The 15,409-nt window shown below is 64.5% G+C and carries 12 protein-coding genes; 5 read left to right on the forward strand and 7 right to left on the reverse strand.

The annotated features are described in order from the left end of the window. Positions 1-22: 22 nt before the first annotated feature. Together KMAL_RS00795 and KMAL_RS00800 are read right to left on the reverse strand one after the other, a co-directional pair. The gene (locus KMAL_RS00795) at positions 23-646 is read right to left on the reverse strand and encodes a LolA family protein (RefSeq protein WP_110093925.1); all 624 of its coding nucleotides are present in this window, start codon (positions 644-646) and stop codon (positions 23-25) included. A gap of 8 nt (positions 647-654) precedes the next feature. Further along, entirely contained in the window at positions 655-969 is a 315-nt protein-coding gene (locus KMAL_RS00800; protein WP_110093855.1) for a BolA family protein, read from the reverse strand. Positions 970-1,048: 79 nt separating this feature from the next. Between KMAL_RS00800 and KMAL_RS00805 the strand changes: the two genes are divergently transcribed. From KMAL_RS00805 to cobT, 3 genes are all read left to right on the forward strand, one after another. Then, the gene (locus KMAL_RS00805; protein WP_110093856.1) at positions 1,049-1,663 is read left to right on the forward strand and encodes a J domain-containing protein; all 615 of its coding nucleotides are present in this window, start codon (positions 1,049-1,051) and stop codon (positions 1,661-1,663) included. 120 nt (positions 1,664-1,783) lie between these two features. Further along, a complete protein-coding gene (gene cobS / locus KMAL_RS00810) occupies positions 1,784-2,812 on the forward strand; it encodes a cobaltochelatase subunit CobS (RefSeq protein WP_110093926.1) in 1,029 nt (342 codons plus the stop codon). A 35-nt stretch (positions 2,813-2,847) separates the two neighbouring features. Further along, complete coding sequence (cobT, locus tag KMAL_RS00815; protein ID WP_110093857.1) at positions 2,848-4,740, forward strand: cobaltochelatase subunit CobT; 1,893 nt, start codon at positions 2,848-2,850, stop codon at positions 4,738-4,740. A 116-nt stretch (positions 4,741-4,856) separates the two neighbouring features. On the opposite strand, the gene KMAL_RS00820 is transcribed toward cobT, so the two are convergent. Then, positions 4,857-6,299, reverse strand: coding sequence for a pyridoxal phosphate-dependent decarboxylase family protein (locus tag KMAL_RS00820; protein WP_110093927.1), 1,443 nt, complete (start codon positions 6,297-6,299; stop codon positions 4,857-4,859). Between the two features lie 125 nt (positions 6,300-6,424). Next, a complete protein-coding gene (locus tag KMAL_RS00825; RefSeq protein ID WP_110093858.1) occupies positions 6,425-7,402 on the reverse strand; it encodes a bile acid:sodium symporter family protein in 978 nt (325 codons plus the stop codon). A gap of 98 nt (positions 7,403-7,500) precedes the next feature. On the opposite strand from KMAL_RS00825, the gene KMAL_RS00830 reads away from it, so the two are divergent. Continuing rightward, positions 7,501-8,451 (forward strand): hypothetical protein, encoded by a 951-nt coding sequence (locus KMAL_RS00830; RefSeq protein WP_110093859.1) that lies wholly within the window; start codon positions 7,501-7,503, stop codon positions 8,449-8,451. A gap of 201 nt (positions 8,452-8,652) precedes the next feature. On the opposite strand, the gene mfd is transcribed toward KMAL_RS00830, so the two are convergent. Beyond that, complete coding sequence (gene mfd, locus KMAL_RS00835) at positions 8,653-12,126, reverse strand: transcription-repair coupling factor (protein ID WP_110093860.1); 3,474 nt, start codon at positions 12,124-12,126, stop codon at positions 8,653-8,655. Next, complete coding sequence (locus KMAL_RS00840) at positions 12,123-12,434, reverse strand: FAD assembly factor SdhE (protein WP_110093861.1); 312 nt, start codon at positions 12,432-12,434, stop codon at positions 12,123-12,125. The genes mfd and KMAL_RS00840 overlap by 4 nt, the downstream gene beginning before the upstream one ends. Positions 12,435-12,539: 105 nt before the next feature. Here KMAL_RS00840 and recG point away from each other — a divergent pair, with 105 nt between their 5' ends. Then, a complete protein-coding gene (recG, locus tag KMAL_RS00845) occupies positions 12,540-14,678 on the forward strand; it encodes an ATP-dependent DNA helicase RecG (protein WP_110093862.1) in 2,139 nt (712 codons plus the stop codon). Here recG and acuR read toward each other — a convergent pair. Continuing rightward, positions 14,662-15,354 (reverse strand): acrylate utilization transcriptional regulator AcuR, encoded by a 693-nt coding sequence (gene acuR / locus KMAL_RS00850; RefSeq protein WP_110093863.1) that lies wholly within the window; start codon positions 15,352-15,354, stop codon positions 14,662-14,664. The genes recG and acuR overlap by 17 nt on opposite strands. Between the last annotated feature and the right edge of the window lie 55 nt (positions 15,355-15,409).

A 15,409-nucleotide genomic window follows, 5' to 3' on the forward strand; every position in this document is an offset into this window, starting at 1 on the left:
CTTCCATCCATCGTGCTGCGGCCTATTTCGTGGTGTTCAGCGAGAACAGGTCGTCCGGCCATGCCGGGCCGGCATGGACGTCATCAAGGTCGAGGCGGATATGCTGGCGTTCCACGTCCGTCATCTCGATGGCAATCAGGCTCAGCGTGCCTGAGATATCGGAAAAGCCGAGCGTCAGGAGACCCTGTGACGGGCTGTCGGATCGCGCCATGGAAACCTGAAGGCTGTTGGTCCCGTGCTGGACGGAGGTGACGACGATCTCCCCATCGAGATGCACGGGTTGTTGCAGCAGCAGGCCAAGCGGCTGGTGCCCGAGCGACATGCGCGTCACGGAATCGCGGCGCGGGTCGATGAACACGAGGTGCCCATTCGCCGCCGTCAGCTTCATCGCGGCGGGCGTCGTGTAATCGAGACGCAGCCTGCCCGGGTCATAATACAGCTTCCCGTCGCCCTTCCCCCCGTCGGGCCAGGTCTGCACGAAATGCGCCCCAAGCCCGTGCGTGTCGTTGAGGTAGTGCTCGACGCGCGTGATCTCGTCCTTCTGGCTCAGGGTCGCCCTGTCCGGCACCGCCTGGCACGCGCCCAGCAGCATCAGCAGGCCGCCCGCCATCAGGCGACGGACATGGAAGGGAAATGCCGGTTTCATGGCATCTTTCATGGCGTCGTCATCCGTTCCTGTTCTGCAGGCGTGCGCAGTATCAGCGACAGCGCGTGCATGCCGCCCGCGAATTCATCGGCCAGCAGTTCGTGGACAAGCCGGGAGCGCTGCACCCGGTTCATGTCGGCAAAGGCATCGCTGATGACCAGCACGTTATAATGACTCTCCCCCGCCTGCACGCCATTGTCGCGTATCCCGACATGGTGGGCGTGGCGGGCGCTGTCGTCATGGACACGCAGTTCCACGGGGGCAAGACGCTCACGAAGGCATGTCTCGATTCGGGCGGCGCGTCCCGTGATCCGGTCTGTCATTGGCTGCTTCCTCTGCTCCATGGTCACACTCGCACATCTTCGCTCTTGCACGAAGCATGAACGGACGCACATAACGGGAATGATGAAGAGAAGGAATACACGTCCCAAGGCCTTTGACCCCGATCCGGATGCACCGGCGCGTTGCTGCGACATGGCCGGATGCACCGAGGCCGCAGGTTATCGCGCGCCACGTTCGCGCGATGCGCTGAACCAGTATTTCTGGTTCTGCCTGGAACATGTGCGTGAGTACAATGCACGCTGGGATTACTACAAGGGCATGTCGCCCGGTCAGATCGAGGCGCATATCCGCGCCGATGTATCGTGGAACAGGCCGTCATGGCGGCTGGGCCAGGCCAATGGCGCGCGTGCCTTTGACGAGGAGGAAATCCTTGATCCCCTCGACCTGCTCAGGAACAGCGCGCGCTCGCGCGTGCGCCGCGCGCAGGAACGTGATGCGCGCCACGCCGCGCCTGACGAACTCAAATACCCGCTCAGCGTGCTTGACCTTGGCTGGCCCATTTCGCTCGAGGAACTCAAGACACGCTACAAGGCGCTTGCCCGCCAGCACCATCCCGATGCCAATGGCGGGGATCGCGCGGCGGAAGAGCGGCTGAAGGGAATCAATGTTGCCTATACGGCAATACGTGCCCATCTTGTGGCAATGCCGGATGATGGGCTTGCCCGTTCGGCCTGAGATTTTAAGTGATGGCTGATCGGCCGCCCCCTTCCTATACTCCCGTGCATGACGTTACCTGTCGTGCCGGATCGCGGCGTATGATGGCAGGGGCACCAGAATATGACGGACACGATATCAATGAATGCACTCGAAGAGCTCACGCCCGGAAATGTCGATGCGGCAGGGGAGCCGCTTCCCCCCATTTCCGCCATTTCCCAGCCAGACCGCAAGGTTTCGGCGCGGGACGTGTTCGGTATCGACAGCGATATGGAAGTGCCCGCATTCTCGGTGCGCACCGACCATGTGCCCCAGATCGACCCGACCTACCAGTTCGACCATGACACGACGCTGGCCATCCTTGCGGGCTTTGCCTTCAACCGTCGCGTGATGGTGCAGGGGTATCACGGCACGGGCAAGTCCTCGCATATCGAACAGGTGGCCGCGCGGCTGAACTGGCCGAGCGTGCGGATCAACCTCGACAGCCACATCTCGCGCATCGACCTGATCGGCAAGGACGCGATCGTCCTGAAGGACGGCAAGCAGATCACCGAATTCCGCGAGGGGCTGCTGCCGTGGGGCCTGCAGCATCCCTGCGCGCTGGTGTTTGACGAATATGACGCAGGCCGGCCGGATGTCATGTTCGTCATCCAGCGCGTGCTTGAGGTGGAGGGCCACCTGACGCTGCTGGACCAGAACCGTGTGATCCGCCCCAACCCCGCCTTCCGCCTGTTCGCAACCGCCAATACTGTCGGCCTTGGCGATACCACGGGCCTGTATCATGGCACGCAGCAGATCAACCAGGGGCAGATGGACCGCTGGAACATCGTCACGACGCTGAACTACCTGCCCCATGCGCAGGAAAGCGCCATCGTCATGGCGAAGATGGGGATCGACCCGAAAAAGGATCCTCAGGATGCCAAGCGGATCGAGATGATGGTCGCCCTCGCGGACCTGACGCGTTCGGGATTCATTGCGGGTGATATCTCCACAGTGATGTCGCCGCGCACGGTCATCAGCTGGGCCGAGAACTATCGTATCTTCAAGGATCTGGCCTTTGCGTTCCGTGTGACATTCCTTAACAAGTGCGACGAGGCGGAACGGCCGACCGTGGCTGAATATTACCAGCGCTGTTTCAACGCCGACCTGATGCCGCCACAGGCACGCTAAGGCAGCGCGAAACGATTACAGGGCAGGCATACGGCATGCGTGAAAAGACCCCATCCTCGCGTTCGGGCGAAGGTTCCGCCCAGCGGACCGCGCGCGCCGAGCGTTTCAAGCGCGCGACGGTCGGGGCCGTCCGCGCCGTGGGCGGCAATGCCGCGACGGAAGTGACATTCCTGAACGGTCCCGTTGCCCCCGGCGTGTCGGTGGTCGGGACGCAGGTCCGCCTGCCCGCCCCGGCGGCGGGCATGTCGGATGCCGATATGAAGCGCCTGCGTGGTGTCGCGGACGCGGCGGCATTGCGGGTGCGCCATCATGATGCGGCGATCCATGCCGCGGTCCAGCCCGATGCGGGCGAGGCGCGTGACATCTATGACGCGCTGGAACAGGCGCGTGTCGAAAGTGTCGGCGCGCGGCACATGGCCGGCATGGCCGCCAACCTTCAGGCCCGGCTGGCGGAAGAATGCGCGGAAATGGGGCTTGGTGACGCAGATGGTGGCCGGCAGATGCCCACTGCGATCGCATTCGGCCTGCTGGCGCGTGCGCGCATGACGGGCCAGCCCGTGCCGGACTTCATGAAGGCCACCATGCAGCGCTGGCAGGATGAACTGCCCGCCAATGTGCTCCATGCGCTTGATGCGATGGTCGCACGGCAGGACAGTCAGGTGGAATTTGCCCGTGCCGCGCGGCAGTTGCTGATGGCGTGCGACCTGATCGAGCAGGAAACCGACCCCGAGGCGGAGGACGAGGATGGCACCGCCTCTGCCCAGTCGGATGAAAGCGATGCGTCCGACGCGCCGGAGGAGCCGAACCCGCAGGAACAGGACAGCCCGGCGGAGGAAGAGGACCCCGGCCTCCAGATGCAGATGTCTCAGGGCACCGGCATGGGAGAGGACGAGCAGGATAATGGTGAGCAGGATGGCGCGGCCTCCGGCTCCGAGGAAGCGGGTGGGCCGTCCGAAGATACGGAAGACGCGGATCAGGACAGGCTCCCTGGCTATCACGCCTATACCACGGCCTATGACGAGGAAATCGGCGCGGAGGACCTGTGCGATGCGGAGGAACTGTTCCGCCTGCGCCAGACCCTTGACCAGCAGTTGGTGAGCATGCAGGGCGTGGTGTCGAAACTGGCGAACCGCCTGCAGCGCCGCCTGATGGCGCAGCAGACCCGGGCGTGGGAGTTCGATCTGGAGGAAGGCATCCTCGATGCGGGCCGCCTGTCGCGCGTTGTGGTCAATCCGATGCTCTCGCTGTCCTACAAGCGGGAACGTGACACCGATTTCCGCGATACCGTGGTCACGTTGCTGATTGACAATTCCGGGTCGATGCGCGGCCGCCCCATTTCGGTGGCGGCGATGTGTGGCGATATCCTGGCCCGGACGCTGGAACGCTGTGCGGTCAAGGTGGAAGTGCTGGGCTTTACCACCCGCGCGTGGAAAGGAGGGCGCAGTCGGGAGCAGTGGGTGACCGATGGCAAGCCCACCAATCCGGGGCGCCTCAATGACCTGCGCCATATCGTGTACAAGGCGGCGGACATGCCGTGGCGCCGCGCGCGCAAGAACCTTGGCCTGATGCTGCGCGAAGGGCTGCTGAAGGAAAATATCGACGGCGAGGCCCTGCTGTGGGCGCAGCGCCGCCTGCGCGCGCGTCCCGAAAGCCGCAAGATCCTGATGGTGATTTCCGATGGCGCGCCAGTCGATGACAGCACCCTGTCGGTCAATCCCGGCTCCTACCTGGAGACACACCTGCGCGAAGTCATTGCACAGATCGAGACACGCAGCGCCATCGAACTGCTTGCCATCGGGATCGGGCATGATGTGACCCGGTATTACCGCCGTGCCGTCACCATCAACGATGCGGAGGAACTTGGCGGCACGATGATGCAGAAACTCTCCGAACTGTTCTCCGAGGAGAGGTCGCGGGGGCGGCGCTAACCTCCCTCCCCTATGCTGGTGACAGGTTCTGAAAGTTTCTGGTGAAGCTTTTCTCAAAAAGCCTCAAGGGAGCGCCGCCTTTCTGAAAAACAGACGGCGCCCGGAAGCTTTTGCTGTCAGCCCTGCTTTTCCCGGGCAAGCCGTGCGTCGGCAAGTTCAAGGAGCTTTTCAAGCATCCGGTCCACATCCGCCTCCACCGTGCGGTGGTTGACGATGGCCGCGCGCACGGCTTTCTGTCCGTGGATCATGGTGGTGGACGGGGCCGCGACACCGCTTTCATGCAGGTCCTTGACGATTTCCCCGTTGAAGTGGTCCAGATCGTCCACGGGGGCAAGGACACGGAAGCACACGATATTCAGCGTCACCGGCGCCAGCAGTTCCGTGCGTGGGTTTTCCTCCACCAGGCGTGCAAGGTGGCGGGCGATGGCGCAGCATCCCGCCACCATTTCGCCCATCCGCTGTGCGCCATAGGTGCCCAGCGTCATCCACACCTTCAGCGCACGGAAACCACGTGACAGGTCGGGGCCAAGGTCACAGAACCATGGGCCGTTCGTCGCAAGGCCCCTGTCCTCACGGGCGAGGTAGCTGCGGGACTGCGCGAAGGCCGCCGCCTGCAGCGTGGGATCGCGCACAAGGATGCAGCCCGCATCATACTGCACCTGCGCCCATTTGTGGAAATCGAATGCGATGCTGTCGGCGCGCTCCATCCCCCGGAGCATGGGGCGCAGGTCCGCAGACAGCGCCGCAAGCGCGCCGAAGGCCCCATCGACATGGAACCACAGCTTTTCCCGCGCGGCGATGCTGGCCAACTGGTCCAGATCGTCAATGGAGCCGGTATCGACGGTTCCCGCCGTGCCGACAATCATGAAGGGTTCGTACCCGGCCGCGCGGTCGCGGGCGATGGCTTTTTCCAGTTCCGGCAGGATCATGCGGTTGTTGCGGTCCACCGGTATGATCCGCAGGGCGTCGGAGCCCAGTCCCGTCAGGTCGAACGCACGTGAAATGCAGCCATGGGCACTGGCGGCCGCATATCCCGTCAGCCTGCGCGTCCCCACCCCGGCATGCCGCATCGCAAGGCCGTCCGGCACCGCACGGCTGGCGGTGATGACCGCGATCATGTTGGCCATGGACGAACCTGTCACCAGCAGGCCGGAACAGTCGGTGGGAAAGCCGCAGATCTGCGCGGCCCAGCGGATGACCTCGCGCTCCACCTCGATCGGGGCATGGTCACGGCCGCCACAGTTCGCGTTCAGCCCGCCTGCCAGCAGTTCCGAGAGCATCCCGACCGCCGTGCCGCCGCCATGGACCCATCCCATGAAGCCCGGATGCACGTTGCCCGTGGCATAGGGCACGACCAGTTGCTGGAAACGGGCATAGAGGTCTTCGGGCGCGGACGGACCGTCCGGCAGGCCCGTGCGCAGTTCCTGGCGCAGGCCATCGGGCATGGGCTGCCAGACCGGCTGTTCACGCAGGTGGCTGAGGCGATCGATCATGTCGTCCAGCATCCGGTGTCCCAGCTGACGCAGCGCGTCCCAGTTGTCAGGATCCAGTCCACTCATGTTCCGTTCGTCCACCATCTTGCGTCATAATAAATCGGATCAGGCACGCGCCATGAAGCCGCACGTGTCATAGCCTTCCCGCGCTCCAACGGCGAGGGGCAAAAACACCCGCCATGTCTTCGGGATCATGTCTGCCGTGCGATCGCGTCCGGCCGGATGGCGGCATTGCGGGCATAGCGTCGCGCAAGGGTCGCGCACACGAACAGCTGGATCTGGTGATAGATCATCAGCGGCAGGACGATAATCCCCACCATCGGTCCCGCGAACAGGACATTGGCCATGGGAACGCCCGATGCCAGTGTCTTCTTGGAGCCACAGAACACGATCGCCACCTCGTCACGTCGGCTGAAGCCGAGCAGGCGGCTGCCATACGTGGTCAGGACCAGCACCGTAAACAGGAGGAGGCTGTCCGCCGCCATGATGCGCGCGATCTGCGCGGCGGGAACCCGGTGCCACAGCCCCTGGACCACGGCTTCGCTGAAGGCGGTATAGACGACGATCAGGATGGAGGTCCGGTCAGTCATGGAAATCAGCGGCTTGTAACGGTGCACCCATGCCCCGATCCAGGGCTGCGCCATCTGTCCCAGCATGAAGGGCAGCAGCAGTTGCAGCATGATCGACGTGATCCCGCCCTGGGAGGAGGCCGACTGGTGCACGACCAGTCCCGTCAGGAGCGGCGTTACGAAAATGCCCATGATGTTGGACATGGTGGCCGAACAGATGGCCGCCGCCACGTTCCCCTGCCCGATGGAGGTGAAAGCGATCGAGGACTGCACCGTCGAAGGCAGGCAGCACAGGAACAGCAGCCCCGTCCAGGTATCGGCGTCGAGGAAGGCGGGAAACAGGGCATGAAAGCCCGTCCCCAGCAGCGGGAAGCCTACGAAGGTGCAGCCGAGGATCGCCAGGTGGAGGCGCCAGTTCGTCATGCCGTCGATGATGGCGCGTCGCGACAGGCGCGCGCCCTGGAAGAAGAACATGACCCCGATCACGATAATGGCCAGAGTCTGGAAAAATTTGATCCCGTTACCTGTGCAGGGAAAAAAGGTTGCGATAAGGATCGTGGCAACCAGGCAAAGCAGGAACGTGTCGATCTTGCGGAACATGGGGTTTGAAACTTCTGATTGCAGGGGGACATCTGGCGTTTTCGGGACACGGCCACAGATTGCATAATGGACGTATCCAAGCCAGTTTACGCATCACAATGAAGAAACTTCTCTTACCGCTTCTCCTCGGGGCCAGTGCGCCCGTGTTTGCCCTTCCCGCCGCCAGCGGTGCGTGGGCGACTGCCCTGCCAGAAGACTGCGCGGTTGCCACCGCGACCAGCAGCCAGCCCCATGGAACGGACAGCATCGTCTCCCGCGGGTATGACCTGCGCCTTGCGGGTGAGCATGCGCATCAGGAACTGCATGCTGGCGACATTACCGCCACCGGCAGCGGGATGAATGCCGCCGAACTGCACGATCTGGAGGATGCGGCCTCGCTGGTGATGGTCGCGACCCTGACGGGCCATCATTCCGATCACTGCCCCAATTCATATTTCCTGCAGGTCGTCGCCCCCGTCCTTGACGGGGTGCAGTCGGGCAAGAGCTATGACCTGGTGTGGGATAACGCCGACATGTCCACGGGGACGGTCCACCTGTTCTTCCGCCGTGCCCACCTGCGCCTGACGGGCGGGCGCACGCCCGATGCCCCTGCCGTCATGACGCTGGAGACGCAGGGCGTGAACATCAACGGCAGCAAGAACCACCTGCTGGAGGCCACAATGCCGCAGCAGGCTTCGGCCTCCGCTTCCATGCCGGCATCGGACATCGTGCCGCTTGCCGCCGCCATCGTCGGCCACCCGAGCGAGAGTGTCGCGGTGCCGGTGGAATTGACCTCCGTCAGGGCGGTGCGTGACACGATGCAGATTTCGGGCAATGGCAAGGCGACCCTGACGGGCAATGCCGATGCGTCCGCCGGTGAAGGCCATATCGCGGTCCAGCACCTTGACGACATCATCGCGACACTGCGTGACAGCGGCCAGACCAAGGCCAGCGCGGCACTGGTGCTGGCCAAGCTGTTCGGGCACCGCTCCAGCACCGGTACGTCATGGGATGTGAACTGGGATGCCGGCGTCCTGACGGTCAACCACATCCCACTGCCCATCCACTAAAAACTGTTTGGAAATTCAAAAGTTTTTGGTGAAGCTTTTTCCAAAAAGCTTCGAGGAACGTCGCCTTTTCAGAGAATTAGGCGACACCCCAAAAGCCCTTGTTTCCAAACAGTTTCCTAAAAAATCGCAAGAACGCGACCTTTTAAGAAGGCCGCGTCCTGACACATCCTCTGGAGTTGCGCGATATCGCGGCGGCCGTCCTCAGGCCGGCACGGCATCCGCCAGCGTATTCAGCGCGGTCAGCACCTTGCGGGCCTGCGTGATGCGCTGCGCGTTGGTCATCTCGCGGATGATGGCCAGCTTGTGATCTGGGCGCAGCCGGACCTTTCCGTCCTTCTGCTGCGCGATCCATGTGACCAGTCCCGCCGGATTGACGAAGCTGTTGTTGCGGAACTGGATCACCATGCCTTTCGGCCCGGCCTCCAGCCGCTCCACGCCCGCGGCACGGCACATCCGCTTGAGCGCCACGACATCCAGCAGGTTGCGCACCTCATCCGGCAGGGTGCCGAAGCGGTCGATCAGTTCCGCCTGCATCGCCTCGATCTCAGCATCGTTGGCAAGGGCGGAGATCCGGCGATACAGCCCCAGCCGTACCGGCAGGTCGGGCACATAGGTGTCGGGGATCAGCACCGGCAGGCCGAGGATGATGTTGGGGGTCCAGTCGCGGTCCTCCGCCTTGCGGCGCCCCTTCTCATGGCGCAGGTCCGCCACCGCGTCTTCGAGCATCTGCTGGTAAAGCTCGATCCCGACCTCGCGGATATGTCCAGACTGCTCATCGCCGAGCAGGTTGCCCGCCCCGCGCAGGTCAAGGTCGTGGGAGGCCAGCGTGAAGCCCGCCCCCAGTGTGTCGAGCGTCTGCATGACCTCCAGCCGCTTCTGCGCGGCAGCCGACAGGACGTGCGTCTGCGGCCATGTCAGGTAGGCATATCCCCGCTGCTTGCCGCGCCCGACACGCCCGCGCAACTGGTAAAGCTGCCCCAGCCCGAACATGTCGGCGCGATGGATGATCAGCGTGTTGACCGCCGGCATGTCCAGTCCGCTTTCAACGATATTGGTGGACAGCAGGATGTCATACTTGCCATCGCTGAATTCGGTCATGACCCGTTCCAGCTCGGTCGGGGTCAGGCGGCCATGCGCCTGCACCATGCGGGCATCGGGAACGATTTCATGCAGGCGCGTCGCCATGCGGTCCAGATCCTCGATGCGCGGCACGACGCAGAAGACCTGCCCCCCACGGAAGCGTTCGCGCTGTATGGCCTCTCGGATGACAACGCTGTCGAACGGCATGATGAACGTCCGCACCGCCAGGCGGTCGGTCGGCGGGGTGGCGATGAGGCTCATTTCCCGCACGCCGGTCAGCGCAAGCTGCAGCGTGCGCGGCAGCGGCGTGGCCGACAGCGTCAGGACATGGACGTCCTCGCGCAGGGCCTTGAGCTTTTCCTTGTGGGCGACGCCGAAATGCTGCTCCTCGTCGACGATCAGCAGGCCGAGGTCTGCGAACTTGACCGTCTTGGCCAGCAGCGCATGCGTGCCGATCACGATATTGACCGTGCCATCCGCCAGCCCCTTGCGCACGGCGGTGGCTTCCTTGCCGGTGACCATGCGCGACAGTTGCGCCACCTTGATCGGCAGGTCGGCAAAACGCGCGGCGAAGGTGCGGTAATGCTGCCGCGCCAGCAGGGTGGTCGGCACGACGACGGCCACCTGCCCGCCCGACATGGCGGCGACGAAGGCCGCACGCAGGGCCACCTCCGTCTTGCCGAACCCGACATCGCCACAGACCAGCCGGTCCATGGGGCGGCCCGACGCCATGTCGTCCAGAACGTCGGCAATGGCGCGGGACTGGTCCTCGGTTTCCACAAAGGGGAAGCGGGCGCAGAATTCATCCCACAGCCCCTCCGCCGGCGTCAGTGCCGGGGCTTCACGCAGGGCGCGCGCCGCCGCCGTGCGGATCAGTTCACCCGCCATGTCGCGGATGCGCTGCTTCATCTTCGCCTTGCGCGACTGCCACGACACGCCGCCGAGTTTGTCGAGCGCCACGCCCGTCTGTTCGGAGCCGAAGCGGCTGAGCAGTTCGATATTTTCCACCGGCAGGAACAGCTTTTCGTTCCCGTCGTAAATCAGGCGCAGGCAGTCATGCGGCGCGCTGCCGACGCCAATCGTCTCCAGCCCGTTATAACGGCCGATGCCGTAATCCTGATGCACGACCAGGTCGCCTTCCGCGATTTCCGACGCCTCGGCAATGAACTGGTCGGCTTTCTTGCGGCGGCGCGGCGGGCGCGAAATCCGCTCGCCCAGCAGGTCCTGTTCGGAGACGAAGGCCATGTCGTCGGCCACGAAACCGCGTTCCAGCCCCAGCGTCAGCAGCCCGATCGTGCCGGCCTTCATGCGCGCGGCCTCGTGCCAGGTCGCGTATGACTGCACCGGCAGGCGGTATTCGCGCAGCAGCACGCCCAGCCGTTCGGCCGAGCCACGGCTCCATGCCGTGACATAGGTACGCCGTCCCGTCTGCGCCCATTCATTCATGCGCGCGGACAGCATCGGGAAGACGTTTTCACGCATGCCGTCGGTTGCGGTGCGCGCGAACATCTGCCCCGGCCTGCCGCCCGCATCAATGCCCGATGCGCCATCGGGCTGCGCAAAGGGCATGAACACCACCGCAGGGTGTCCCCCCAGCATGGCGTCCCACCCCTTGCGGTCGAGATACATCAGGTGGGACGGAAGCGCGCGGTAGGGCACCTCCCCTTCGCGGGTGGGCTGGCGCCGGGCCTCGAAATGGTCCGCGATCATCTCAAGGCGCGCGGTGAACGCCTCCTCCGCCTGCTGTGCGAGTGAAATCGACACGCCGGGCAGGTAGTCGATCAGTGTTTCCATATGGTCATGGAACAGCGGCAGCCAGTGTTCCATGCCCGCATGCCGCCGCCCGTCGGAGACATGCTGGTACATCGGGTCCTCGGCCGCGGCGGGGCCGAACAGGTCGCGCCAGCCGGTGCGAAAGCGTGAAATGCTGTCGGCATCGAGGCTGAAATCCGCCACCGGGCGCATGACCAGCGCATCCCTGCGGCCTGTCGAACGCTGGGTCGCGGGGTCAAAGCCGCGGATGTTCTCCACCTCGTCACCGAACAGGTCGAGGCGCACGGGCTCGGCCTCCCCGGCGGGGAAGATGTCGAAAATCCCGCCGCGCGTGGCAAATTCGCCCGGTTCCATCACCGTGTCGGTGCGGTTGTAGCCATTCGCCACCAGCAGTTCGATCAGGAACTCCTGATCGAGGGCCTCGCCCGTGGCGATGTTGAGCGACTGCCCCTCGAACGCGCGGCGCGGGGCCACGCGCTGGATCAGGCCATTGACCGTGGTCAGCACGATGCGCGGGCGCGTCTGCTTTTCCAGCAGGCATGTCAGGGTTGCGACCCGTTCGGCCACGATGGCCGGGTTGGGCGAAACCCGGTCGTACGGCAGGCAGTCCCACGCCGGGAAGCGCAGGATTTCCGCCTTTGGGACAATGAAGGCGAGCTGTTCGCCAATCCGCGCCATTTCCGCATCGTCGCGTGCCACATGCAGCACGGGGCCATCATGTTCGGACAGGCGACGGGCAAGGAGAAACGCGTCATATCCCTCCGGCACGCCCCAGATCTGGGTCAGGCCGGATGTCTGTCGCGCGGCGCGGATTTCGTTCATTTGGCGCCTCGGATCGCGGCCAGACGCTCCGGGTCGTTGGCGTCGGCAAGGATGGCGCGCATCATGGGGGTGTTCACTTCCGCCGGGATGGGGCGACGTCCGCTCAGCCAGTCGGCAAGGTCGGCATCGGGCAGGTCCATCACTTCCTCCAGCGCGTCGAGTTCCGCCTCGCTCATGCCTTCGAGGCGGGGGGCGACAAATCCACCGATCAGCACATCGGTTTCGTGCGTGCCACGGTGCATCGCGCGGTAATAGATACGACGCCGGCGTGCATCAAGGCGCGACAGGTCAGGATTATTGGCTTGCATTGCGTTCCACCCCGTTATGGTTGCGTTTTGTTCTGTAACGCATTTGTCCTATAGCCGTCCCCGGGCTGTCTGTCAGCCCGGACGACCTGCATGCCAACCTGCCGGATGAAAAGCCGCGTGTCACCCTGCCCCCCTTCCCCGCCGCCCGACCCTGACACCCTTCTCCTCGCTCCCCTGCTGGCCAGCGTGGGAAGCCTGCCGGGTGTCGGCCCGTCGGTTGAACGCCTGATCGCGCGCGCCGCACGGGGCGATCGTGTGATCGACCTGCTGTTTCACCTGCCCGACGGCCTGGTTGACCGGCGTTACCGCCCGCAGCTTGCCGTGGCGGAGGCGGGACGCGTCTGCACGTTCCAGGCGCATGTGGTGCGGATCATCGCGCCCGAAAGCAGCCGGGTGCGCAAGCCGTGGCGTATTGTCGTCAGTGACGGGACGGGCCAGGCGGAACTGGTCTTCTTCTCCCCCTATCAGGCGCAGCGGCTGCGGGTGGACATGCAGATATGCGTCTCGGGCATGCTGGAGCGTTTTGGCGACCGGCTGAGCATGCCGCACCCGGATTATCTGGTTCCCGCCGAGCAGGGGATTATGATTCCCCTGCTCGACCCGGTCTGGCCCCTGACGGGGGGGCTGTTTCCCCGCCACCTGCGCACCGCGCTGCAGGGGGCGTTCGCCCGTTTCCCTGCGCTGCCGGAATGGCTGGATCCCGAAATGGTGCGCAAGCGCAAATGGCCGGGGTTCGAGCAGGCCCTGCGCATCCTGCACCGTCCCTCGGACTTTCCCGACCTGATGGAAGGCGACCGCTATACCGCCGCGAGCGAGCGCGCACGCGCGCGCCTGTCCTATGACGAACTGCTGGCGATGCAGATCGCCATGGCCCGTGCGCGCATCGACAACCGGGACCGGCCCGGCCGTTCCATCGTCGGCACCGGTGCCCTGCGCGCGGTGGCCCTGTCGCGCTTTGGCCATGAACCGACCACGGCACAGACGCGCGTGCTGGAGGAAATCGGGCAGGACCTGCGTGCGCCCCATCGCATGACGCGGCTGCTGCAGGGCGATGTCGGGGCGGGCAAGACGCTGGTGGCGCTGCTGTCGATGCTCAGCGCCGTGGAGGCCGGGCACCAGGCGGCGCTGATGGCGCCGACCGAGATCCTCGCGCGCCAGCATCTGGCGACTTTCGAGAAACTCTCCCCGGTTCCTGTCGCGTTCCTCAGCGGTTCCGTCAAGGGGCGTGCGCGCAGGCAGGCGCTGGAGGCCATCCGCACCGGGGCGGCGCCGCTTGTCGTCGGGACCCACGCGCTGTTTCAGGACAAGGTGGAATTTGCCGACCTCGCGCTGGTCGTCATTGACGAGCAGCATCGCTTCGGCGTGGCGCAGCGCATGATGCTGGGCGAAAAGGGCGACCGGACCGACGTGCTTGTCATGACGGCAACGCCCATCCCGCGCACGCTGCTGCTGACGCAATGGGGGGACATGCAGGTCAGCCGCCTTGACGTGAAACCGGCGGGACGCAAGCCGATCCGCACCTCGCTGCATGCCCTGTCGGCCATGCCCGAACTGGTCGCCGCCCTGCGCCGGGCGCTGGCGCGCGGTGCGCAGGTCTTCTGGGTCTGCCCGCTGGTGTCGGAGAGCGAGGCGCTCGACATCGCGGCGGCGGAGGCACGCCATGCAATGCTGCGGGAATATTTTGGCGACCTTGTCGGCCTTGCCCACGGGCAGCAGGACATTGCCGTGCGCGAGGAGGCGATTTCAGCCTTCGCCGGAGGAAAGACGCGCATCCTTGTCGCCACCACGGTGATCGAGGTCGGGGTCGACATCCCCTCGGCCACGGTCATGATGATTGAACATGCCGAGCGTTTCGGACTTGCGCAGTTGCACCAGCTACGTGGCCGGGTGGGACGCGGGCAGGCGGAATCCTTCTGCCTCCTGCTGCATGACAGCCAGCTGGGCCAGACGGCACGACGGCGCCTGGCGCTGCTGCGTGATACAGAGGACGGGTTCGTCATCGCGGATGAGGATTTCCGAATCCGTGGCGGCGGCGACCTTGCGGGTCACAGGCAGTCGGGAATGCCGGATTTCCGCATGGCGGCGGGCGTGCATATCGAACAGTTGCTGCGCGCGGCGGCGCAGGACGCGCAGCGTGTGGTCGAGGACACGGCGGCGGGCGTGCGCAGGCGTACTGCGGCAATCGCCATCCTGCTTGAACTGTTTTCGCGCACCGATGCGCAGCGGATCATGAAAGCGGGCTGAAGGTGGGGGTATAGTCCTTCAGACCGCATTCGGCTTCGACCATCTCAAGGAAGATTTCCGAAAACAGGCTCATCGGCCTGACGGAGCGTTCAAGGCGCGCGCGCAGCACGGCCCCTTCCCACCCGATCCAGAAAAACTCGGCCCAGCGCTGGCAGATATGGCCATAGGCGGGCGATGGCGTGTCGAATGCAGCCATCAGGCATGTGGCGACCCGGCGTTCCCACCCCGCGAGCACCTCGCGCAGTTCCTGATGGAACGAAACCGGCAGGATGGCGAGTTCCTGCCCCAGATTCCCGATCAGGCACCCGCGCGTGTAATCGAAGCGTATGATGCCCGTCTTCGCGTCCTCCACGAAATGGCGCAGGCGCTGCAGCGGGGGATAGGAGTCATCCGTCAGCCAGCGATCAAGCTTTGCATTGAAATAATGCGCATAGCTCTTGATGACCGCGCTGCCGAAATCTTCCTTGTTTTCAAAGTAGTGGTAGAAGGATCCCTTGGCGACGCCCGCCGCGCGCAGGATGTCGTCGAGGCCACTTGCGCCAAACCCCTTCTCGGTCAGCGCGATGATCCCCGCCTGGATCAGTTGATGGCGGATGTTCTGCTGCTCGGACACGTCCTTGGGCGGACGCCCGCGTCCGCGCGCCTTGAGGGGTTTTGGTGATACGGTCGGCTTCATGTCAGATATATCCCCCACTTTTACGCAATCGGCAATGTTGCGCGGCGGTTGTGGC

Origin of the sequence: Novacetimonas maltaceti (assembly GCF_002906255.1) — a bacterium.
GTDB lineage: Bacteria > Pseudomonadota > Alphaproteobacteria > Acetobacterales > Acetobacteraceae > Novacetimonas > Novacetimonas maltaceti.

Excerpts from the sequence above, each read along its gene's own strand:
- KMAL_RS00795 (WP_110093925.1), bottom strand. The coding sequence starts at position 646 with ATGAAACCGGCATTTCCCTTCCATGTCCGTCGCCTGATGGCGGGCGGC.
- KMAL_RS00800 (WP_110093855.1), bottom strand. The coding sequence starts at position 969 with ATGACAGACCGGATCACGGGACGCGCCGCCCGAATCGAGACATGCCTT.
- KMAL_RS00805 (WP_110093856.1), top strand. The coding sequence starts at position 1,049 with ATGATGAAGAGAAGGAATACACGTCCCAAGGCCTTTGACCCCGATCCG.
- cobS (WP_110093926.1), top strand. The coding sequence starts at position 1,784 with ATGAATGCACTCGAAGAGCTCACGCCCGGAAATGTCGATGCGGCAGGG.
- cobT (WP_110093857.1), top strand. The coding sequence starts at position 2,848 with ATGCGTGAAAAGACCCCATCCTCGCGTTCGGGCGAAGGTTCCGCCCAG.
- KMAL_RS00820 (WP_110093927.1), bottom strand. The coding sequence starts at position 6,299 with ATGAGTGGACTGGATCCTGACAACTGGGACGCGCTGCGTCAGCTGGGA.
- KMAL_RS00825 (WP_110093858.1), bottom strand. The coding sequence starts at position 7,402 with ATGTTCCGCAAGATCGACACGTTCCTGCTTTGCCTGGTTGCCACGATC.
- KMAL_RS00830 (WP_110093859.1), top strand. The coding sequence starts at position 7,501 with ATGAAGAAACTTCTCTTACCGCTTCTCCTCGGGGCCAGTGCGCCCGTG.
- mfd (WP_110093860.1), bottom strand. The coding sequence starts at position 12,126 with ATGAACGAAATCCGCGCCGCGCGACAGACATCCGGCCTGACCCAGATC.
- KMAL_RS00840 (WP_110093861.1), bottom strand. The coding sequence starts at position 12,434 with ATGCAAGCCAATAATCCTGACCTGTCGCGCCTTGATGCACGCCGGCGT.
- recG (WP_110093862.1), top strand. The coding sequence starts at position 12,540 with ATGAAAAGCCGCGTGTCACCCTGCCCCCCTTCCCCGCCGCCCGACCCT.
- acuR (WP_110093863.1), bottom strand. The coding sequence starts at position 15,354 with ATGAAGCCGACCGTATCACCAAAACCCCTCAAGGCGCGCGGACGCGGG.